Genomic DNA, 20,806 nt, shown 5'->3' with positions numbered 1-20,806 from the left:
TGACGACCCGAGATGGCACGCTTCATCCTTCGTCGCGTACTCCAGTCCGCGGTCGTGCTGCTCGGGGTGACCCTGGTCGTGTTCCTGCTGTTGCAGCTGGTCCCGGGTGACCCCGTGCGGGTGTCCCTCGGGACCCGCTTCGACCCGCAGACCTACGCGGCGCTGCGGGCCCGTGCCGGGCTCGACCAGCCGCTGCCGGTGCAGTACGTCAGCTATCTCGGCCATGCGTTGACCGGCGACCTCGGGGTCAGCTTCCGCAGCGGCCAGCCGGTCACCACGATCGTGCTGGAGCGGCTTCCGGCCACCCTGTCGCTGGCGGTCACCGCGGTCGTGTTCGCGCTGCTGGTGGCCTTCCCCCTCGGCGTGCTCTCCGCCGTCCGCAACGGTTCGGTCGTCGACCACGCCGCCCGGGTGTTCAGCCAGTTCGGTGTCTCGGTGCCGGACTTCTGGATGGGCATCATGGGGATCCTGCTCTTCGCCGGTGTCCTCGGCTGGCTACCGCCCTCGGGCTACGTGGCCCTCACCGAGGACCCCGGCGCGTGGGCGAGCCACGTGGCCCTGCCCGCCGTCACGATCGGGCTGGTCACCGCCTCCATCCTCACCCGGTTCATCCGCTCCTCCGTGCTGGAGGCGCTCGCCGAGGACTACGTGCGCACCGCCGACGCCAAGGGCCTGCGGGCCCGGGTGGTGATCCTGCGCCACGTGCTGCGCAACGCCCTGATCCCGGTCGTCACCGTGGTGGCCGTCCAACTCGCCAGTCTGCTCGGCGGCGTGATCGTGATCGAGGTGCTCTTCGCCTGGCCGGGCGTGGGCCGGCTCACCTACGACGCCGTCCAGGCCCGCGACTATCCCGTGCTGCAGGGCGCGGTGCTACTGGTGGCCGCGCTGTTCCTGCTGGTCAACCTGCTGGTGGACATCCTCTATGCCCGCCTCGATCCGAGGATCACGGTCCGATGAGCGGCGAGCCCCGGGGCAGCCTGCGCCGCTCGCTGTCGGCGCTGCGCCACGACCCGCCGGCCGTCGCCGGCACCGTCATTCTGCTGGTGCTGGTCGTGGTGGGCGTCGCCGGCCGCTGGCTGGCGCCGGCCGGGATCAACGACATCGACGTCGCGCAGATGCTGCAACCACCGAGCTGGTCGCACCCGTTCGGGACCGACGAACTGGGCCGCGACGTGCTCAGCCGGGTGCTGATCGCCGCCCGCGTCTCGCTCGAGGTCGGTGTGATCAGCGTCGGTATCGCGCTGGTCGCCGGGGTGAGCCTCGGACTCTTCGCCGGGTACTACCGGGGCTGGGTCGACAACGTGCTCATGCGCGGTATGGACGTGCTGTTCGCGTTCCCCGTCCTGCTGCTGGCTGTGGCCATCGTCGCCGTCCTCGGCCCGGGGTTGCTCACCGCCATGATCGCCATCGGCGTCGTCTACACCCCGATCTTCGCCCGGGTCACCCGCGCCAGCGTGCTCTCCGTCCGGGAGCAGGTCTTCGTCCGCGCCGCCGTCTCCATCGGCGCCTCGGACCTGCGCATCATGCGCCGCCACGTGCTGCCCAACGTCGCCGCGCCGCTGATCGTGCAGACCTCGCTCTCGCTGGCCTTCGCCATCCTCTCCGAGGCGGCGCTCTCCTTCCTCGGCCTCGGCGTGCAGCCGCCCGCCCCGGCCTGGGGACGGATGCTCTACGACGGGCGCGGCTTCGTCACCGACGCCTGGTGGCTGGGCCTGTTCCCTGGCGCGGCGATCTTCCTCACCGTCCTCGCCTTCAACCTGGTCGGCGACGCGCTGCGCGACGTCCTGGACCCCCGCCAGCTCACCGTCAGCGAGGCGCGGAGGAGCGTCGGATGACCGAACGGCCCGTGCTCGCCGTCGAGGACCTCACCGTCACCATCGGCACCCGCCGGGGCCCGGTCCGCGCCGTCGCCGGCGTCGACTGGCAGGTCCGGGCCGGTGAGACGTTCGCCCTGGTCGGCGAGTCCGGCAGCGGCAAGAGCATGAGCGTGCTCGCGGCCACCGGCCTGGCGCCCCGCACCGCCCGCGTCACCGGCCGGGTCCTTCTGCACGACACCGAACTGACCGGACTGCCCGACGACCGCCGCCGCCGGTTGCGTGGACGACACGTCGGCTTCGTCTTCCAGGACCCGATGACCTCGCTCAACCCGGTGCTGACCGTCGGCCGGCAGGTCGCCGAGGCGTGCGAGGAACACCTCGGCATGACCCGCCGCGCCGCCCGCGGTCGCGCCGTCGAATTGCTCGACCAGGTCGGGATCCCGTCGGCCGGCGCACGCGTCGACGCGTACCCGCACCAGTTCTCCGGCGGCATGCGCCAGCGGGTGGTGATCGCCATGGCGCTGGCCTGCGAGCCGGACCTGCTGATCGCCGACGAGCCGACCACCGCGCTCGACGTCACCACCCAGGCCCAGATCCTCGAACTCGTCGCCGACCTGCAGCAACGGCACGGCATGGCGGTCGTCTGGATCACCCACGACCTGGGCGTGGTCGCCGGGATCGCCGACCGCGTCGCCGTCATGTACGGCGGGCGGATCGTCGAGCAGGCCCCCGTCGACCCGCTCTTCGCCGCGCCCGCCCACCCGTACACCCGGGCGCTGCTCGACGCCCGGCCGGACCCGGCCCATCCGGGGGAGGACCTGGTCGCCATCCCCGGCTCCCCGCCGAGCCCGCTCGACCTGCCCGCCGGGTGCGCCTTCTGGCCCCGCTGCCCGGTCCGCGGCGACGCGCGCTGCGAGCACGAACTGCCCCCGCTGACCCCGGTCTCCCCCGAGCACGTCGTCCGTACCTTCTACCCGAGTCGGGAGGGCGCGTGAGCACGGACCGCGAACCGGCGGACGTCGTCGCCGAACTCGACGACCTGAAGGTGTGGTTCCCGACGCCCGGCGGCACTGTCCGGGCGGTCGACGGCATCTCCCTGCGGCTGCGCCGGGGCGAAACCCTCGGACTGGTCGGCGAGTCCGGCAGCGGCAAGTCCACCGCCGGCCTGGCGCTGCTGCGGCTGGTCGACCCGACGTCCGGGCGGGTCCGGGTGGCCGGCGAGGATGTCACCCGCTGGTCCCGCCGCCGGCTGCGTGCGCTGCGCCGGCGGGTCGCCATGGTCTTCCAGGACCCGCAGGCGTCCCTGGACCCCCGCCGTACGGTGGGCGACAGCATCGCCGATCCGCTGACCGTGCACCGGCTCGCCGACCGGGGCAGCGCCCAGCGCCACCGGGTGGCCGAGCTGCTCGACATGGTCGGACTGCGAGCCGACCTCGCCGAGCGGCACCCGCACGAGCTGTCCGGCGGTCAACGCCAGCGGGTCGGCATCGCCCGCGCGCTGGCCGGGCAGCCGGACCTGATCGTCCTGGACGAGCCGATCGCCTCGCTCGACCTGAGCGTCCAGGCGCAGATCATGAACCTGCTGCGCGGCCTGCAACGCGACCTCGGACTGACATATCTGTTCATCGCCCACGACCTTGCCGCCGTCGAGCACATGAGCGACCGGATCGCCGTCATGTATCTGGGCCGCATCGTCGAGACCGGCAGCCCGGCCCGCATCTACCAGCAGCCCGCCCACCCCTACACCGCCGCCCTGCTGTCCGCGGTGCCGGTGGCCGACCCCCAGGTCGAGCGGCAGCGTCGGCGAATCGTGCTGCGCGGGGACATCCCCAGCCCGGTCGATCCGCCCGACGGCTGCCGATTCCGAACCCGCTGCCCGCAGGCCCGGCCGGACTGCGCCCGCACCGATCCGGTGCTGACCGCGGTCACCGCCGACCAGGACGCCGCCTGCCTGTTTCCGGTGACCGCGGTCGCCGCGATGCACGGCGGCGACCGGCCGGAAGCATCCTGACCCGACCCGGTGACCCGGTCACGCCGCTCCCGTACGGTCAGTGACCGCGGTAGAGGGCCTCGATGTCGGCGGCGCGATGCCGCTGCACCACCTCCCGTCTGATCTTCAGCGTGGGGGTGAGCTCACCGTTGGCCTCGGTGAAGTCATCGGGCAGGATCCGGAAGCTCTTGATCGCCTCCGCGTGGGAGACCGATCGGTTCGCCCGGTCGATCGCGGTCTGGATCTCGCCGCGCAGGGCGGGGTCATCGCGCAGCTCCGCCACCGAGGCGCGCGGGTGACCGTGCGCGTCGCGCCATCGGGACCACGCCTGCGGGTCGATGGTGACCAGCGCGGCGACGTACGGCTTGCCGTCGCCGGTCAACATGGACTGGCTGACCAGCGGGTGTGCGCGTACCCGGTCCTCGATGGGGGCGGGAGCGATGTTCTTCCCCGCCGCGGTCACCATGATCTCCTTGGTGCGTCCGGTGATCCGCAGGTAGCCGTCGTCGTCGAGGCTGCCCAGGTCGCCGGTGCGGAACCAGCCGTCGGTGGTGAACGTCTCGCTGGTCGCGGCCGCGTTGTTCCAGTAGCCGGGGAACACGACGTCGCTGCGGACGAGAATCTCCCCGCCGTCGGCGATGGCCAGCTCCACGCCGGGCAGCGGCCGGCCGACGGTGCCGATGCGCATCGCCGAGGGCCGGTTCACCGCCAGCGCCGGGGATGTTTCCGTCAACCCGTACCCCTCCAGGGTGGTTAGGCCAGCGCCCCGGAAGAAGTGCCCGAGCCGCTCACCGAGGGGAGCCCCACCGACGACGGCGACCCGGCAGCGGCCGCCGAACGCGGCCCGCAGCCTCCGGTAGACCAGCAGGTCGAGGACCTGACGGAGCAGCCGGAGGCCCATCCCGGGTCCGGACGGCGTGTCGAGCGCCCGGCTGTACCGCACCGCCATCCGGTCCGCGATCTCGAACAGCCACCCCCGATGCCGGTCGGCGGCCTGCTGCCGCGCCCTGTCGTACGCCTTCTCCAACACCCGCGGCACCGCGAGGACGAACGTCGGCCGGTACCGGCGCAGCTGCTCGAGCACCCCACGCGGGCTGGGGCTGTGCACCATCGTCGCCCGGGTCTGCACCATCCCCACCTGAACCATCCTGGCGAAGGCGTGCGCCAGCGGCAGAAACAGGACTGTCGACGCCGTCCGGTTGAACAGCTCCGGCAGCGCCGCGATCGCGTTGCCGACGTCGAGGTGGATGTTGCGGTGCGTCAGCACACAGCCCTTGGGTCGGCCCGTGGTCCCGCTGGTGTAGACGATCGTGGCCGGGTCCGCCCCCGACACCGCGGCACGCCGGCGTTCGACGGCCTCGTCGTCAACGATTCGACCCTGCTCGGCCAGCTGGATCAGGTCGCCGGAGTCGATCTGCCACACCCGGCGGAGCTCCGGCAGCCCGTCGCGTACGCCGGCCAGCGCCGCGGCGTGGTCGGCCAACTCCACCACGCAAGCCACCGCGCCCGAGTCCGCGAGGATCCAGGCCAGCTGTTCGGCGCTCGACGTGTCGTACACCGGAACGGTCACGGCGCCGATCGTCCACACCGCGTAGTCGACCAGCGTCCACTCATACCGGGTGCGGCTCATCAATCCGACGCGTGCCCCCGGCGTCACGCCCGCCGCGACCAGCCCGCGGGCCACGGCCAGCACGTCGTCACGGAACTGCCGGCAGGTCACCACGGACGGGTCGCCGGACGGATGCGGCCACGACCGGGTGTCCGGCTCCGGGCGTCTGAACTGCGCCGCGTCCGGGTCTCGCCGCGCGTTGTCCCACACCACGTCGGCCAACCCGACCGACTCCTCGCCGGTGACCTTCGGCTTCACCCTGACGTCGCGCCGCATAACGCCCCTCGGCTCTCCACCGATGCGATGTCTTCGCTCGTGCCGTCCGCGTGACCATCGCGCCGGAGGCGGTCCTCCGGCGCGATCCCGGTCGGCGACGGGCCTGGCCCCGAACCCCTACCGGCTGCTCTTGAGCTGGTCGCAGAGCTTTTCGGGATCACGTACGAAGTCCATTCCCCGGTCGCGCAGCCGGGAGAAGTCGTCGATCATGTGCTGTACCTCGCCGGGGGTGAATTTCCGGTCCTCATCGCCCGACTTCTCCAGCCAGCCGATCACGTCGTCGTAGGTCTTCCAGTCCCGCTTGCCCATCAGACGCTCGATGTCGGTGACGTCGTAGTCTTTCCGCATCGCCTGGCTGGACGGGTCGTGGATCTTCATTTCCTGCTCCTCCCCGTGACGGTGTCTGCCGCGCATGCCCGCGGCGTCCGCCGGCAAACTGCCCGTGACCCGATTCGCGATCCCAGCCTCAGACCCGGACGGATACGTTTCGGGCCGGGTCCGCGGCGGATGACTGCTCGCGCGATCCACCGTCCGATCATGGTCAAGGGTCGGCTGTGCTGTCTGTTCTGCTCTCTTTCCGCCCGGGTCCGGTCCACCCGGCCGCTGATCACGCGAATCCGGTTCGCTCTTGCCTGGGCATTAAAACGGGCCAATAATCCCTTTTGGGAGAAAAGCTATGTTTAGCTTCAGGGTGGCGGTGGTGCGTTGCGCCAATGAGAGGGGCTGACGTGTACGGACGCGAGCTGCGGGGCCTGCTGCATCCGTTCCTGCTGCTCCTGATCCTCGAGCGCCCCGGTCACGGGTACGACCTGATCGACCGGCTCAAGGCGATGGGACTGTCCGACGTGGAACCCGGCTACGTCTACCGCGTGCTACGCGGTCTGGAACGCGAGCGGTCGCTGATCTCCGGGTGGGAGACCGCCGGGGCCGGGCCGGCACGCCGGTGCTACCGGCTGACGGCCAAGGGCCGCGACGATCTCCGGTCCTGCGTCGCGCGCCTTGCGCAGCTCGACCAGGTCATCGGTGTCTGCCTCCAGCGCTCGTCGGACGCCTTCGCGGAGGCGCGGCGCACCCGACACGATCCGTACGCCGCTGTCCGACGCTGAACGGAGAACCAATGCACTCGCCCGTGTTTCCGGCCGTCCACCGAGCGTTCGCCCGTCGGTTGGCACCGGGGCAGGCGCTCGGGAACGAGGCCGTGCGCATCGCGCGGGCCTGCTACGAGATGGCCGTACGCTTCCACCGCGGCGGCAAGTTGATCGTCTTCGGCAACGGCGGGCCGGCGACCGACGCCCAGCACATCGTGGTGGAGTTCGTCCACCCGGTCATCGTGGGAAAGCGGGCGCTGCCGGCGATATCGCTGACGAACGACGCCGCGACCCTCACCGGGATCTCCCGGACGGAGGGCTTCGACGAGGTGTTCGCCGCTCAGCTGCGCCTGCTCGCCGCACCGGACGACATCGCGCTCGGGTTGTCCGTCGACGGCAACTGCGCCAACGTGCGGCGCGGCCTCGTGACGGCCCGCGACCTCGGCCTGCTCACCGTCGCCCTCCTCGGTGGCGACGGCGGTGACATCGCTCGGGACGCCGTCGCCGACCACGCCGTCGTCGCCCGCTCCGACGACCCGTGCATCGTCAAGGAGGTGCACGTGACGGTCTATCACGTCCTGTGGGAGCTGGTGCACGTGTTCTTCGAGCAGCCTGGACTGCTGGAGCCGGGGGTGGTCCGGTGAATTCGCGCCCCGCCGCCCTCGGCCAGCCGACGATCCGGACCGGGCCCGAGTGCCACGACCAGGTGTGCGTCACGTGCGCCGACCAGGCGGTTGCCGTCCGGGTGCTCGAACTGACGGCCGACGGCCTGGCCGTGGCCGACACGGACGCCGGCCCCGAGGAGATCAGCGTGGCCCTCGTCGAGGCGGGACCGGGCGACGTCGTACTGGTGCACGCCAAGGAGGCCATCGCGATCGTGGAGAAGAAGTCATGAGCGCCCGGGTCGAGGGCGCCATCGGGGCGCTCTACCCGTTCCTCGACGCCCAGCCGACCGACATCGACGCGGTCCTCGCCGCGGTGGCGAGGTCCACCGCGGAGAAGGTGGCGGAGATCGTCGCCCTCCGCGAGTCCCTGGTCGCGGCGCACGGGCAGCGGTTGCTTGACTGCGCCCAGCGGTGCGCCGCGGCCTTCCGCGCCGGCGGCACGCTCTTCTCGTTCGGCAACGGCGGCAGCAGTACCGATGCCCAGGATGTCGCACAGTTGTTCCTGCACCCGCCGAACGCCGCCCGCCCGCTGCCGGCCATCTCGCTGACCCATGACGTCGCACTGATCACGGCACTCTCCAACGACGTGGGATTCGAGGTGGTGTTCGCCCGACAGCTGGCGGCGTTCGGCCGCACCGGGGACATCGCGGTGGGGCTGTCCACGAGCGGAGGATCGCGCAACGTCGTGCGGGCGTTCGAGGAGGCGGCCCGCCGCGGCATGGTCACCGTCGGGATCGCCGGGTACGAGGGCGGTCGGATGGCGGAGTCCCAGGCCGTCGACCACCTGTTCGTGGTGCCATCGGCATCGGTGCACCGGGTCCAGGAGGCGCAGACGACGGTCTACCACGTGCTCTGGGAACTCACCCAGCAGGCGTTGGCCGACGAACGCTGACGGTCGCCATGGAACTGGCCGGCGTATGCCGGGTGCACGTCCGCGTCGAGGGCATCGTGCAGGGAGTCGGCTTCCGGCCGTTCGTGTACGCGCTGGCCGGCGAATACGACCTGTCCGGGTTCGTCGGCAACGACACCGCCGGTGTCTTCGTCGAAGTCGAAGGCGACCGCGACCGGCTGGCCGCCTTCGTCGCCGACCTCAGCCGGCGGGCACCGGCCCTCGCCCAGGTCGAGCGGCTCACCACCGAGGCGGTCCCGCCGACCGGCCGGCCCGGCTTCGTCATCGCCACCAGCGTCACCGGCGTCGGCCGGGAAGCGCTGATCTCCCCGGACACCGCCACCTGCGCGGACTGCCTCGCGGACCTGTCCGGTCCGGCGAACCGGCGACACGGCTACCCGTTCACGAACTGCACCAACTGCGGCCCGCGGTTCACCATCGTCGAGGACGTGCCGTACGACCGCCGCGCCACCACGATGGCCGAATTCCCGCTCTGCGCCGACTGCGCCACCGAGTATGCGGACCCGGGCAACCGCCGCTTCCACGCCGAGCCGGTGTGCTGCTCCGCGTGCGGTCCGGCCCTCCGGATCGTCGACGCCGAGGGCGCCCCGGTGCCCGGCGATCCCCTGAACACCGCCGTACAGTGGCTCCGGGACGGCCTGATCGTCGCGGTCAAGGGTCTTGGCGGGTACCACCTGGCCACCCGGGCGGACGACGACCGGGTCGTCTCGACGTTGCGTGCCCGCAAACACCGCGCGGAGAAACCGTTCGCCGTGATGGCCGCCGACCTGCGCGCGGTGCGCGCCCTGGTCGACGTGGCGCCGGCGGCGGTGCCGGTGCTCACCGGTGCCCCCCGTCCCGTGGTTCTGCTGCCCCGCCGCGCCGACGCCCGGGTCGCCGCGTCGGTGGCACCGGGCATCCGCGACCTGGGGGTGATGCTGCCGTACACGCCGCTGCACCAGCTGCTGCTCGACCGGCTCGGCATGCCGATCGTGCTGACCAGCGGCAACGTCTCCGACGAACCGATCGCCCACCGGGACGACGACGCGCGCCGGCGGCTGGCGCCGATCGCCGACGGCTTCCTGATGCACGACCGGCGGATCCACGTCCGGACCGACGACTCGGTGGTACGCGTGTTCCGCGGCCGCGAGTTGCCGGTACGGCGGTCCCGCGGTTACGTGCCCACGCCGATCAGCCTGCCCTGGCGGTTCGACCGGCCGGTGCTGGCGTGCGGCGCGGAGCTCAAGAACACCTTCTGCGTGGCGAAGGGACAGCGCGCGTTCGTGTCGCACCACATCGGCGACCTGGAGAACTACGAGACGTTGCGGGCATTCACCGACGGGATCGCGCACTTCACCCGGCTCTTCGACGTGCGGCCGGAAATCGTCGCCCACGACCTGCATCCCGAGTACCTGTCCAGCAAGTACGCACTCCAGCGCGACGACGTCGAGCTGCTCGGCGTCCAGCACCACCACGCCCACATCGCGTCCTGCCTGGCCGACAACGGCGAGTCCGGCCCGGTGATCGGCGTCGCCTTCGACGGCCTCGGGTACGGACCGGACGGCACCCTCTGGGGCGGGGAACTGCTCGTCGCCGACCTGACCGGGTACGACCGGGTCGGCCACCTCGAGACGGTGCCGATGCCGGGCGGGGTCGCGGCCGTGCACGAGCCATGGCGGATGGCGGCGGCCTACCTCGACGAGATCTACGGCGACGCCGTTCCGGACCTGCCCGTCTGGCGCCGGCACGAACGGCGGTGGCCCGCCGTGGTGGCGGTGGCGCGGACCGGGACCAACTCACCGCGTACCTCCAGCGCGGGCCGGCTCTTCGACGCCGTCTCGGCGATCCTCGGCCTGCGCGACCGCGTCACCTACGAGGGGCAGGCCGCGATCGCCGTGGAGCAGCTGGCCCACCCCGACGAGCGGGGCGGCTACCCGGTCGAGGCGGCCGGCCCGGTGCCGTTGCTGGATGTCGGCCGCGGGTTGGTCCGGTGCGTCGTGGACGACCTGCTCGCCAACGTGGATCCCGGGCGGATCGCCGCACGCTTCCACCACGGCCTGGCCGACGCCGTGGTCCGGGCGGCCGGAGCCGTGCGGGAGAGGACCGGCCTGGCCACGGTTGCGCTCTCCGGCGGGGTTTTCCAGAACGTGCTGCTGCTCGACCGGGTGGTGAGCGGGCTGGAGCGGGATCGCTTCCGGGTGCTGGTGCACTCGCGGGTACCGCCCAACGACGGTGGGATCTCCCTCGGCCAGGCCGTGGTGGCCGCGGCGCGACCCGCTGCCGCCGGGTGACTCGGTGGCGACGTCAGCAGATCCGGGGGAGTGGGTCGCCGACCAGCATGTCGACCACCCGGGTGCCACCGAACGCCGTTCTGAGCAGCACCAGCCCGGGCGGGTCGGCGGTGACGCGGCCGATGACGGCCGCGCCGTCGCCGAGCGGATGGGCGCGCAGCGCCGCCACGGCGGCCGCTGCCTGCGCCCCGTCCACCACGGCCACCAGCCGTCCTTCGCAGGCGACGTAGAGCGGATCGATGCCGAGCAGTTCGCAGGCGCCGGTCACGGCGGGCCGCACCGGCACCGAGGCTTCGTCGACGACCACGGCGACCCGGGCCGCCTGCGCCACCTCGTTGAGGATGGTTGCCACGCCGCCCCGGGTGGCGTCGCGCAGCAGCCGTACGCCGGGAGCCGCGTCGAGGAGGGCATCCACCAGCCCGGGCAACGCCGCGGTGTCCGAGGCGAGATCGGCGGCGATGTCCAGCTCGCCGCGGGCGAGCATGATCGTGACCCCGTGGTCGCCGATCGGCCCGGACACGACGACCGCGTCGCCCGGGCGGACGTGCGGCATGCCCAGGCTCACCTGCCGCTCCAGCACGCCGACGCCCGCCGTGTTGATGTAGCACCCGTCCGCCTTGCCCCGCTGCACCACCTTCGTGTCGCCGGTGACCACCTGGACCCCGGCGCGCCGCGCCGCGGCGGCCATGGAGGCCGTGATCCGCCGTAGGTCGGTGACCGGAAAGCCCTCCTCGAGGATGAACCCGGCCGACAGGTACAGCGGGCGGGCTCCGCTGACCGCGAGGTCGTTGACCGTGCCGTTGACGGCGAGATCGCCGATGTCCCCACCCGGGAAGAAGAGCGGAGACACCACGTAGGAGTCGGTGGTGAAGGCCAGCCGCCCGGTGCCCGGGGAGAGTACGGCGGCGTCGTCGAGCGCCGCCAGCGTCGGGTTGCGGAACGCCTCGACGAACAGCCCTTCGATCAGGCTGTGCGTCGCCTTCCCGCCCGCGCCGTGCGCGAGCGTGATCCGGCTCTCGCGGATCTTCGGCGCGCGCCGGCGCGCCCGTTCGACGCGCCGCAGCACCTGCTGCTCCGGCGAGAGCCGCTCCGGCTCGCGGTCGGCCGTCGCCTCGGCCCCCGCCACCGCGCGCTCGGCCCGTCCGGCGGTGCGTTCGGTCGTCATACCCGGGTCGCCTCCGTCAGTCGCTGCCGCGTGAAGCGGCCGAAGTTGTAGTAGGCCGCGCACGCGCCCTCGGAGGAGACCATGCAGGTGCCGATCGGCGTCTCCGGCGTACACGCGGTGCCGAACACCTTGCACTCCCACGGCTTGAGCACGCCCTTGAGCACCTCGCCGCACTGGCAGGCCTTCGGATCCGCCACCCGCACCCCGGGCACGTCGAACAGCCGCTCGGCGTCGTACGCCGCGTACTCGGCCCGCATCCGCAGCGCCGAGTGCGTGATGAAGCCGAGGCCGCGCCACTCGAAGTACGGTCGCGGCTGCATGACCTGGCCGATCACCTCCAGCGCCCGCACGTTGCCGTCCCAGGGCACCACCCGGGTGTACTGGTTCTCCACCTCGCAGCGGCCCTCTGCCAGCTGCTTGAGCAGCAGGTAGACCGACTGCAGGAGATCCAGCGGCTCGAATCCCGCGCACACCAGCGGCTTGCCGTAGGCGCGGGCGATGAACTCGTACGGCCGGCAGCCGATGACGGTGGAGACGTGCCCGGGCCCGAGGAAGCCGTCGAGGCGCAGATCCGGTGAGTCGAGGATGGCCTTGATCGCCGGCAGGATCGTGACGTGGTTGCAGAAGACCGAGAAGTTCCCGATACCTTCGGCGGCAGCCCGCAGCACGGTCATCGCGGTCGACGGCGAGGTCGTCTCGAACCCGATCGCCATGAAGACCACCCTGCGGTCCGGGTTGTTCCGCGCGACCTTCAGGGCGTCCAGCGGCGAGTACACCATCCGGATGTCCGCCCCGGCCGCCTTGGCGTCCAGGAACGTGCCGGACCCGCCCGGGACCCGCATCATGTCGCCGAACGCCGTCATGATGACGCCCGGCTCGTTGGCGATGGCGATGGCGTCGTCCACCCGGCCCATCGGGATGACGCAGACCGGGCAGCCCGGGCCGTGCACCAGCGAGACGCTCTCGGGCAGGTAGTCCTCGATTCCGTGCTTGTAGATGGTGTGCGTGTGCCCGCCGCAGACCTCCATGAACTTGTACTGCCGTCCCGGCTCGCACAGCGCGGCGATCTGGGTGGCCAACGCCTGTGCCTTGTCCGCGTCGCGGTACTCGTCGACGAAACGCATCTGACTTCCTAAGTAATGTCGGATTCGGCGAGCGCCTGCAACTCGTCGGTGTACGCCTGTCCGAGACCCTTCAACATCTCCAATGTGGCGGCCGCCTCAGCTTCGTCGATCTTCGACATGGCGAACCCGACGTGGACGAGCACCCAGTCTCCGACGCCGATCCGATCCGCCTCGAGCAGACCGATGTTGATCGCCCGCCGGACGCCCAGGACGTCTACGATGGCAAGATCCTCGTGACCGGCCTTGATCTCGACGATCTCACCCGGAATACCCAGACACATCGGCTCGGCCGGCCTTCCCGTTCACATCTTCGCGATCTTCATGTAGCGCCGCAGCGCGGGAAGTTCCTTCCAGAACAGCCCTACGACGGCGGCGCCGGCCACCAGCACCAGCAACTTCCGCACAGCTCATCTCCTTCGCGCCCGCGCCAGGTCCGCTCAGCCCGGCGGCAGATCCGGCATGATCGGCAGGATCGGGCCGTGTTTCTTCGGCCGGATGCCGGTGGAGCGGCGGGCGTCCACCGTCCCGTCATCGTGATGGCCAGCCTGCTTCCTCCGCCGCGAGTTGCCCTCCTCGACGCCCTTGGTGTGCGCCGGCGCGTCGAGTTCGACATCGGGTCTGCCCACCCGGATCTCGCCCATTGCCAACTCCTCCATCAGTCCTTGCCGGACGGTCGACCATGCCGACGGCCGAGGTCGTCGAAGTACTCGGCGATCGCCCGCCACACCGCGCTTCCCCCGGACATCCCCGTCCAGTGCTGCCGGATGAGCGCCACCAGCCGGTAGCAGTCGTCGACCGGCACCACCCACTGCTGACCGCCGCCGCGCGGCGGGCCCGTCCACACCAGGAACGCCTCGACCCGTGGCTTCAGCCCGGCGAGCGCGGGTGATCGCGCCTCGACGGCCCGCCAGGCCCCGGTGTCGATCTCCGACCCGGCCACGCCGAGCGGACCCGGGTAGTGCCCGAACACCCGGCCGTCCCGCTGCTTCACGAAGAACACCAGACCGACCGGCACGCCGAGCTCGTCGGCGGCCGGACCGGTCAACCGCCGGCCGTCGACGGGGACGAGCTGGTACCGGCCGCCGCCGGCCGCCTCGCGCTCGAACAGCAGGGAGCACGGTGTGCAGACACATCGCAGCTCCCCGTCCTGCTCGTCCCACACGTGCCGGTGCTCGGGGCTGACCGGTCCGGCGCACATGCCGCATCGCTCCACCGTGCCCGCGCGCTGCCCCCCGCGTCGGATCGCCCGCTGCAGGGCACCCGCCGTCATGCCGTGCCATCCGTCGCTGGCGGCCCGGCGGCTCGCCCCGCTCTGCTCAGCGCCGGCGCATCGGACCGGTCCGGCCGCTGCCACAGTGTGGTGAGCGGGATCAGCGCCGGAGCAGGCGCGGGTACCACCAGGTCGACGGCGGACAGCTCCGGCGCGTACGTCAACACCTGGTCCCGTACCACGTCCTGCAGGGCGGGCGCGCCACCACCGCACGACCGCGCGGACAGGCTGATCTGTGCCACGTCGTCCTGGACGCCGACCAGCGCGATCTCGGTGCCCTGCGCGCGCAGCTGGGGCCGGAGGTCGTCGATCGCCCGGGCCACCCGCCGGTCCAGCGGATCCGGGTGGATGCCATGCAACAGCAGCAGGTGTCGCAGCAGGTCGTCGCCGGCGAGCCGGTCGAGTACGTGAGGGTTGCCGGCGGCGAGGTCGGTGACCCGGGCCAGCGCCTCGCCGTACACCTCGGTGAGGATCGCGACGGCTGCCAGCGCCAGCTCGGCGGTGCGGCCGGGAGTCTGCTCAAGCTGCCCGAGCACCGCGTCCAGGTGGGCCAGCCTGGGCTCGACGGCCGCGTCGTCGAGCCGCCGGTCCGGCTGCTCACCCATGGGAGGCACCGAACATCGGTGAGTGGATCTTCTTGAGGGTACGCCCGCCACCGACGTACATGTGCACCCCGCACGGCAGGCAGGGATCGAAGCTGCGTACCGCCCGCATGATGTCCACGCCCTTGAAGGCGTCCGGTCCGTTCTCTTCGAAGATCGGCGTGTTCTGGATCGCGTCCTCGTACGGGCCCGGCGTGCCGTAGCTGTCGCGGGGGCTGCCGTTCCACGGCGTCGGGGGGTACGGGTGGTAGTTGGCGATCTTGCGGTCCCTGATCACCATGTGGTGTGACAGGACGCCCCGGACGGCCTCGTGGAAGCCGCAGCCGATGGCCTCGTCCGGCACGTCGAACTCGGCGAAGACCCGCATGTCGCCGCCGCGCATCCGCTCCATCGCCCGTTCCAGGAAGTACAGCGACATCGCTGCGGCGTACGCGATGAAGTAGGCCCTCGAGCGGTTCCGTTCCAGCGCGTTCGACCACCGCGGGATCTTCCATTCCAACGTCATCTCCGGCAGCCGCGTGCTTTTCGGAAGCGAGATCAGCACGCTCTGCCCGGTCGACTTGACGTACGGCGTGTCGACCATCTTCGCCAGCGCCGTCGTGTACAGCCGGGCGAAGCAGCCACCGCCGGTGTCCAGGGCGAGGTGCTGCCCGGTGGTCCTGTCGAACCAGCGCGGGCTCATCACCCAGCTGTACTTGTCGTCGAAGTCGCGCTTCTGCGGATCCGGCAGCGTGGTCTGGTTCCAGGGGTGGCGGATGTCCACCGGGTTGCCCAGCGGGTCGTATTTGACGAACGGATCCTCCTCGCCGGCCCAGTCCTTGTAGTAGGAACTGCCGAGCAGGATCCGGATGCCCAGGTTGATGTCGACGAGGTCCGTGGTGAGCAGCTTGCCGTCGACGACGATGCCGGGTGTCACGTACATCGCCCGTCCCCAGTTCGTCATGGTCTCGTAGCGGTAGTCGACGACGTCGGGGTTCTGGAAGGCGCCCCAGCAGCCGAGCAGGACCCGGCGGCGGCCGACCTCCTCGTAGCCGGGCAGCGCCTCGTACCAGAAGTCGAAGATGTCGTCGTTCATCGCGACGGCCTTCTTGACGAAGTCCAGGATGCTGATCAGCCGGCTCAGGTAGTCGGTGAACAGCGTCGGCTGCGGCATGGTGCCGACGCCGCCGGGATAGACCGTCGACGGGTGGACGTGCCGCCCCTCCATCAGGCAGAACATCTCCCGGGTCGTCCGGCTGACCTTCAATGCTTCCTTGTAGACCTCACCCTCGAACGGGTTGTAGGCGCGCATGAGGTCGGCGATCGTCCGGTAGCCGTGGATGTCCCGGCCCGGTGCGACGGTCTTCTCGGCGCGGGCGAGCACGCTCGGGTTGGTCTGTTTGACCATTGCTTCGCAGAAGTCGACGAAGACGAGGTTGTCCTGGAAGAGGGTGTGGTCGAACATGTACTCGGCGGCCTCGCCGAGGTTGATGATCCACTCGGCGAGCGGCGGGGTCTTGATGCCGTACGCCATGTTCTGGGCGTACACCGAGCAGGTCGTGTGGTTGTCGCCGCAGATACCGCAGATCCGGCTGGTGATGAAGCCGGCGTCCCGCGGGTCCTTGCCCTTCATGAACACCGAGTAGCCGCGGAACAGCGATGACGTGGTGTGGCATTCGGCGACCACGCGGTTCGCGAAGTCGATCTTCGTGTAGACGCCCAGGTTGCCGATGATCCGGGTGATCGGATCCCACGCCATCTCCACCAGTTCGCCGGGTTGCTGGCCGGCGGACTTCCTGGCCTCGGTCGCTGTCACGGTCGGTTCCTCTCCATCGCTGCCTGTCGCCGGGGATCCGCCGGACCGTAGGGGCGCCACCGGGGGTTGTAGCCGCTGGTGAGATCCGGGCCGTTGTGGTGCCACTTCGGTTCGCGATTGGCGGTGTGGTTGGTGATGCCGCGCAGGCGGCGGATCAAGGCGCCGTACGGCTTGATCAACAGGGTGGACAGGCTGCCGCCGGGCGGCATGTCCATGAACGGCATGAATTTGTCGGGGAACCCGGGCATGGTGCAGCCGATGCAGACGCCGCCGACGTTGGGACAGCCGCCCACCCCGCCCATCCAGCCGCGCTTCGGCACGTTGCAGTTGATGACCGGTCCCCAGCAGCCGACCTTCACCTGGCACTTGGGCGAGTTGTAGTCCTTGGCGAAGTCGGCCTGCTCGTAGTAGGCGGCCCGGTCGCAGCCCTCGTGCACGGTCTTGCCGAACAGCCACTGCGGCCGCAGCATCCCGTCCAGCGGCGGGGGCGGCGCCGAGCCGGCGGCATGGTAGAGCACCCAGGTCAGGGTCTCCATGAAGTTCTCCGGCTGGATCGGGCAGCCGGGCACGTTGACGATCGGCAGCCCGCCCTGGGACCGGAAGTCCCACCCGAGATAGTCGGCCAGCCCCATGCATCCCGTCGGGTTGCCCGCCATGGCGTGGATGCCGCCGTACGTCGCGCACGTGCCGGCCGCCACGACCGCCCAGGCCTTCGGCGCCAGCCGGTCGATCCACCAGTTCACGGTCAGCGGCTCGCCGGTGTGCTGGTCGTTGCCGAACGAGGTCCAGTACCCGTCGCCGTTGATGTTCTCGTTCGGGATCGAGCCCTCGATGACGAGGATGAACGGCTCGGTCATCTCCCCGCGGGCGGCCTTGCGGTACGGCGCCAGGAACTCCTCGCCGCCGACTGTCGGCGACAACACCTTGTTGTGCAGGTTGACCTTCGGCAGACCGGGCACGAGTCCGAGCACGATGTCCTCGATCGCCGGCTGGCCGGAGGCCGTCATCGACACGGAGTCCCCGTCACAGCTCATGCCCTCGGAGATCCAGAGGATTGTGACCTCGTCGAACCCGTTCTCGTGCGGGATCACCGCGGTGTCACCCGTGCGCTGGGTCATGTACGTGGCCTCCCTTGCATCCGATCCCGCAGCCGGTCGTAGATGGCCGCCAACGGCGCCGCGAGAGCCAGCGCCGGCGGCTGGTCCGGCGCGTGCGGGTGCGGACGCGTCGGGGCCCGCTGCTTGCCCTGGTCGATCTCCTCGCCCAGCTCGTGGAGCGCCCGCTCGTCGGCCCGGGAGCACAGCAGCGGCATGAGCTCGTTCTCGTCGTCCTGCACGTGCCGGGCGACGGCCGACGCGAGGCGGTCCATCAGTTCGTCCTGCGCAGGGTCGCCGGTCCGGCAGCGGTCCAGGTCCAGGAGCAAGTCCTTGATGGGCCGGTGCCCAGCGAGGTGTCGGTCCACCTGCCCGTCGGCCAGCACCTTCGCCGCGAACGGGTAGAACAGCACCTCCTCCAGGGCGGCGTGCTTCGACAGCTCGCGGACGAGAATCTCGACGACGCCGCAGCGCTGGGCGTCCGACTCCGCTGCCCGATAGTCCCGGAACAGCTGCTCCACCACCCGGTGGTCGTGCCGGAGCAGCTCGGTGGCGTCCATCAGACCGCCGCCCGTCCGGCGCTGGCCACGGTGATGGACTCCAGGACGACGTCGTCGCTGCCGGTGACCTCGATGTCGACGCCCCCGCACCCCGGGCAGGCCACCAGCGCGACATGGTCATCGACCGGCCCGCTGCGGCCGCACTCGTGGCAGGCCACCGTCATCGGTTCGAGTACCAGGTCGACGGTGGTGTCCGCGGCGACCGTGCCGGTCGCGGCGAGCTGGATACCCTGCGCGACGACGTCGGGGTCGACCGGGTGACCCCCGATCCGCACCCGCAGCCCGGTGACCCGCCGGCCGGCGGCCCGGCGTACCGCCGCCGCCACGATCGCCTCGCACAGACCTGTCTCATGCATGCGTGCTCACCCCCCGTTCGCTGCCGCCGGCGGGGGTATCCCCGGCGGCGCCCGCGCCGCCGAGCCGCGCGGCCTCCTCCCGGACGATCCCCGCCACCGTCCGGACCGCCTCGTCGACCGCGGCGGCCACCGGCGGTGACAGCCCCATCCGCTCGTCGAGCACGGCGGGCCGGCAACCCACCACGAGGACGCGGTCGACCCCGCCGCCCAGGCTGCGCAGCAGGCGCAGCACCGATTCGGGATCCATGCCGTGCGCGTCGGCGGCCGGCACATCCAGCACGTCGGCCGGCCGCAGCGTCCAGCCCGGGTCGTCGAGGTCCACCCGAAGGACGGCCAGCGTCCCGGGCGGCTCCTCCAGCGGCAACGCGTCCACCAGGACCAGCACGTCGGGACGGCCGTCCAGCAGATCGTAGGCCAGGTGCAACCCCCGAATGCCGTAATCGGACACATCCACACCCGGCGGAAGGACCGCGTCCCGGAGACGGCGGACGACCTCAATCCCGAACGCGTCGTCGCCGAGGAAGATGTTGCCGATGCCGGCGACCAGAATCCGGCCGCCGCCTGGGCTGCTCATGGCGTCGCCGGCCCTCCGGTCAACGGTTCCACCTCCTCCGGCCGGAAGTGACGCAGCCGCCCGTACCACTGGTGCAGATCCGCGCCCGGGTCGTCGTCCACCGTCACGGCCAGGAACCGCGACCCGTCCACGTCGAGCAGCACCTGCTCCACCCGGGCGGTACGGCCATCCAGGAACATGTCGTGGGCGTCCGTGCCGCGTCGGCGCGGCCGTAACCGGACCCGGCTGCCCCGCGCCACCGGTGTGCCCGCAACCAGCACCGTGTCGGTCTCCGGCGCGATCCCCGCGTCGGCGCCCGGCTCCCACCACGGCCGTTCCGGCTCGGTGCCGGCGTCGCCACCCCCGCGTACGGGCGCCAGGGATCGGATCGCCCCGTGCAACCGTTCGAGCACTTCGGGCGGCATCGCGTCGACCCGGTCGACGATCGCGGCGGCCCGGGGATCGGTGGCCCGCGCCTCCCGTTTCTCGGCCTCGGAGAGCGTGAGCGTACGCAACGAGAGGATCTCGTCGATCTCGGTCGCGTCGTGCAGGTCGCCCGGGCTCTCCGGCGCGATCCGCGGGTGGTCGTAGAGGATGATGGGCGACGAGAGCAGCACGTCGGCGCTGCCGGGCTCGCCGGCGAGCACGGGATAGGTGTGCACGTTGCGGCACCCCCGCACCGCGTGCGCCGCCCACTCGGGTGGGTCGAGCAGGGACACGAACCGCCCCCGGCTGACGGTGGCCAGGGTGTGGGCCGCCAGCAGGCAGCAGCGCAACGCCTCGTCGCGCGGGCTCTCCGGCGGTGTCGTCCGGTCCGTGTTCGCCACGCGGATTCTGAGCCGCAGCAGGGGGAAGGGCGCCTCGGCCGGGGCGGTGGAGACGGTCACGGACGCCGCCAACGGCCGGCGCCGGCGTACCACCCGCCCGACCGGCGTGCCCCGGCCGTCGACGAGCGGCTCGACGTCCTCCCCGCCCGGCACCCGGACGTCCAGCCGGCGGCCACGTCGCAGTTCGCCGACCGGCGCCTCGACGTCGAACGTCCGGGGCACCGCCTCGTCGAAGCTGAGTTCCGCGCGGCCGCCGACCTCGATCCGGTCGACCGGCTGGTAGGCGCCACCGGCTGTCCGGCGCTCGGCCACCTTGCGTTGCAGGTGCAGGAAGCGCAGCCGGATCCGCACGACCGCGCTGTCCGGCGCTTCCAGCAGGCACTCGGTCTGCTGCCATGGAGACTCCGCCGAGCCCGCCACGCCGCTGTCGACGAGACCGTGCGCCTCGCCCCAGGCCGGGGGCACCAGGACGCCGAACTGCCAGCGGACCCGGTTCTTGGTCGATGAGCGCCGATACGGGTAGAGCAGGTAGCCCTCGTGGAGGATCGCATCCGCGACCGCCTCGGCACCGTCGAACCCGGCGTAGCGGTGGGTCCGCACCGCTTCACCTCCTCCAGCGACACGCGACGCGCGCTCCGGCGCGCGGCCTCTCCGGTCTAGCCGAACCGACCGGGAAGCCGTAAGTGCGCGTCGTCGGTAGGTGACGACAGCGTCACCGGATCGGGTGAACCGGCGCGGACGGCCTGCGCCCGGCCGCGGTCAGAGGCGGCCCGCTTCCTGGCCACACCGCCGGGGGCACGCCGTCGCCTGCCGCGCCGTGGGCGTCGATCTCGCC

Annotated in this window: 24 protein-coding genes; 9 read left to right on the top strand and 15 right to left on the bottom strand. The window is 71.4% G+C overall.

Annotated features, from left to right (window positions below):
* Positions 1 to 12: 12 nt before the first annotated feature.
* Genes ACL02O_RS06655 through ACL02O_RS06640 form a run of 4 tightly spaced genes read left to right on the top strand, consistent with a single transcriptional unit; the run spans position 13 to position 3,828 of the window.
* A complete protein-coding gene (locus ACL02O_RS06655; RefSeq protein ID WP_412817072.1) occupies positions 13 to 957 on the top strand; it encodes an ABC transporter permease in 945 nt (314 codons plus the stop codon).
* A complete protein-coding gene (locus ACL02O_RS06650) occupies positions 954 to 1,835 on the top strand; it encodes an ABC transporter permease (RefSeq protein ID WP_412817071.1) in 882 nt (293 codons plus the stop codon). The genes ACL02O_RS06655 and ACL02O_RS06650 overlap by 4 nt, the downstream gene beginning before the upstream one ends.
* Entirely contained in the window at positions 1,832 to 2,812 is a 981-nt protein-coding gene (locus tag ACL02O_RS06645) for an ABC transporter ATP-binding protein (protein WP_412817070.1), read from the top strand. The genes ACL02O_RS06650 and ACL02O_RS06645 overlap by 4 nt, the downstream gene beginning before the upstream one ends.
* Complete coding sequence (locus tag ACL02O_RS06640) at positions 2,809 to 3,828, top strand: ABC transporter ATP-binding protein (protein ID WP_412817069.1); 1,020 nt, start codon at positions 2,809 to 2,811, stop codon at positions 3,826 to 3,828. Before ACL02O_RS06645 ends, ACL02O_RS06640 begins: the two co-directional genes overlap by 4 nt.
* 37 nt (positions 3,829 to 3,865) lie before the next feature.
* On the opposite strand, the gene ACL02O_RS06635 is transcribed toward ACL02O_RS06640, so the two are convergent.
* Complete coding sequence (locus tag ACL02O_RS06635; protein WP_412817068.1) at positions 3,866 to 5,692, bottom strand: AMP-dependent synthetase/ligase; 1,827 nt, start codon at positions 5,690 to 5,692, stop codon at positions 3,866 to 3,868.
* 117 nt (positions 5,693 to 5,809) lie between these two features.
* Entirely contained in the window at positions 5,810 to 6,070 is a 261-nt protein-coding gene (locus tag ACL02O_RS06630) for a hypothetical protein (protein ID WP_412817067.1), read from the bottom strand.
* Positions 6,071 to 6,420: 350 nt separating this feature from the next.
* On the opposite strand from ACL02O_RS06630, the gene ACL02O_RS06625 reads away from it, so the two are divergent.
* The 5 genes from ACL02O_RS06625 (at position 6,421) to hypF (ending at position 10,625) form a co-directional block, all read left to right on the top strand.
* Positions 6,421 to 6,798: a helix-turn-helix transcriptional regulator gene (locus ACL02O_RS06625; RefSeq protein WP_412817066.1), complete on the top strand. Its 378-nt coding sequence runs from the start codon at positions 6,421 to 6,423 to the stop codon at positions 6,796 to 6,798.
* Between the two features lie 92 nt (positions 6,799 to 6,890).
* Positions 6,891 to 7,424, top strand: coding sequence for a D-sedoheptulose-7-phosphate isomerase (locus tag ACL02O_RS06620; RefSeq protein ID WP_412817065.1), 534 nt, complete (start codon positions 6,891 to 6,893; stop codon positions 7,422 to 7,424).
* Positions 7,421 to 7,675, top strand: coding sequence for a HypC/HybG/HupF family hydrogenase formation chaperone (locus ACL02O_RS06615; RefSeq protein WP_412817064.1), 255 nt, complete (start codon positions 7,421 to 7,423; stop codon positions 7,673 to 7,675). Before ACL02O_RS06620 ends, ACL02O_RS06615 begins: the two co-directional genes overlap by 4 nt.
* Positions 7,672 to 8,337, top strand: coding sequence for a D-sedoheptulose-7-phosphate isomerase (locus ACL02O_RS06610; RefSeq protein ID WP_412817063.1), 666 nt, complete (start codon positions 7,672 to 7,674; stop codon positions 8,335 to 8,337). The genes ACL02O_RS06615 and ACL02O_RS06610 overlap by 4 nt, the downstream gene beginning before the upstream one ends.
* A gap of 8 nt (positions 8,338 to 8,345) precedes the next feature.
* Entirely contained in the window at positions 8,346 to 10,625 is a 2,280-nt protein-coding gene (gene hypF / locus ACL02O_RS06605; RefSeq protein ID WP_412817062.1) for a carbamoyltransferase HypF, read from the top strand.
* 13 nt (positions 10,626 to 10,638) lie between these two features.
* Here hypF and hypE read toward each other — a convergent pair whose 3' ends face one another.
* Genes hypE through ACL02O_RS06540 form a run of 13 tightly spaced genes read right to left on the bottom strand, consistent with a single transcriptional unit; the run spans position 10,639 to position 20,571 of the window.
* Positions 10,639 to 11,790, bottom strand: coding sequence for a hydrogenase expression/formation protein HypE (gene hypE / locus ACL02O_RS06600; RefSeq protein ID WP_412817061.1), 1,152 nt, complete (start codon positions 11,788 to 11,790; stop codon positions 10,639 to 10,641).
* Entirely contained in the window at positions 11,787 to 12,914 is a 1,128-nt protein-coding gene (hypD, locus tag ACL02O_RS06595) for a hydrogenase formation protein HypD (protein ID WP_412817060.1), read from the bottom strand. Before hypD ends, hypE begins: the two co-directional genes overlap by 4 nt.
* A gap of 8 nt (positions 12,915 to 12,922) precedes the next feature.
* The gene (locus ACL02O_RS06590; RefSeq protein WP_412817059.1) at positions 12,923 to 13,195 is read right to left on the bottom strand and encodes a HypC/HybG/HupF family hydrogenase formation chaperone; all 273 of its coding nucleotides are present in this window, start codon (positions 13,193 to 13,195) and stop codon (positions 12,923 to 12,925) included.
* Between the two features lie 21 nt (positions 13,196 to 13,216).
* Complete coding sequence (locus ACL02O_RS06585; protein WP_412817058.1) at positions 13,217 to 13,318, bottom strand: DUF6893 family small protein; 102 nt, start codon at positions 13,316 to 13,318, stop codon at positions 13,217 to 13,219.
* Positions 13,319 to 13,351: 33 nt separating this feature from the next.
* The gene (locus tag ACL02O_RS06580) at positions 13,352 to 13,555 is read right to left on the bottom strand and encodes a hypothetical protein (protein WP_412817057.1); all 204 of its coding nucleotides are present in this window, start codon (positions 13,553 to 13,555) and stop codon (positions 13,352 to 13,354) included.
* A gap of 14 nt (positions 13,556 to 13,569) precedes the next feature.
* A complete protein-coding gene (locus ACL02O_RS06575) occupies positions 13,570 to 14,184 on the bottom strand; it encodes a DUF5947 family protein (protein ID WP_412817056.1) in 615 nt (204 codons plus the stop codon).
* The gene (locus tag ACL02O_RS06570) at positions 14,181 to 14,789 is read right to left on the bottom strand and encodes a hypothetical protein (RefSeq protein WP_412817055.1); all 609 of its coding nucleotides are present in this window, start codon (positions 14,787 to 14,789) and stop codon (positions 14,181 to 14,183) included. Before ACL02O_RS06570 ends, ACL02O_RS06575 begins: the two co-directional genes overlap by 4 nt.
* The gene (locus ACL02O_RS06565; RefSeq protein WP_412817054.1) at positions 14,782 to 16,581 is read right to left on the bottom strand and encodes a nickel-dependent hydrogenase large subunit; all 1,800 of its coding nucleotides are present in this window, start codon (positions 16,579 to 16,581) and stop codon (positions 14,782 to 14,784) included. The genes ACL02O_RS06570 and ACL02O_RS06565 overlap by 8 nt, the downstream gene beginning before the upstream one ends.
* On the bottom strand, positions 16,578 to 17,699 hold the full coding sequence (locus ACL02O_RS06560; protein ID WP_412817053.1) for an NADH-quinone oxidoreductase subunit B family protein: 1,122 nt from the start codon (positions 17,697 to 17,699) through the stop codon (positions 16,578 to 16,580). The genes ACL02O_RS06565 and ACL02O_RS06560 overlap by 4 nt, the downstream gene beginning before the upstream one ends.
* Entirely contained in the window at positions 17,696 to 18,235 is a 540-nt protein-coding gene (locus ACL02O_RS06555; protein ID WP_412817052.1) for a hemerythrin domain-containing protein, read from the bottom strand. Before ACL02O_RS06555 ends, ACL02O_RS06560 begins: the two co-directional genes overlap by 4 nt.
* Positions 18,235 to 18,591 carry a hydrogenase/urease maturation nickel metallochaperone HypA gene (locus ACL02O_RS06550; RefSeq protein WP_412817051.1) on the bottom strand — a complete coding sequence of 119 codons (357 nt, stop codon included), beginning with the start codon at positions 18,589 to 18,591 and terminating at the stop codon, positions 18,235 to 18,237. Before ACL02O_RS06550 ends, ACL02O_RS06555 begins: the two co-directional genes overlap by 1 nt.
* Positions 18,584 to 19,165, bottom strand: a complete 582-nt coding sequence (locus ACL02O_RS06545; RefSeq protein WP_412817050.1) for a hydrogenase maturation protease — start codon at positions 19,163 to 19,165, stop codon at positions 18,584 to 18,586. Before ACL02O_RS06545 ends, ACL02O_RS06550 begins: the two co-directional genes overlap by 8 nt.
* Complete coding sequence (locus ACL02O_RS06540; RefSeq protein ID WP_412817049.1) at positions 19,162 to 20,571, bottom strand: hypothetical protein; 1,410 nt, start codon at positions 20,569 to 20,571, stop codon at positions 19,162 to 19,164. Before ACL02O_RS06540 ends, ACL02O_RS06545 begins: the two co-directional genes overlap by 4 nt.
* Positions 20,572 to 20,806: the final 235 nt, after the last annotated feature.

The organism is Micromonospora mangrovicola (assembly GCF_047200535.1).
Lineage (GTDB): Bacteria > Actinomycetota > Actinomycetes > Mycobacteriales > Micromonosporaceae > Micromonospora.
The sequence above is the reverse complement of the archived record's forward strand: the minus strand, read 5'-3'. Positions and strand labels throughout refer to the sequence as shown.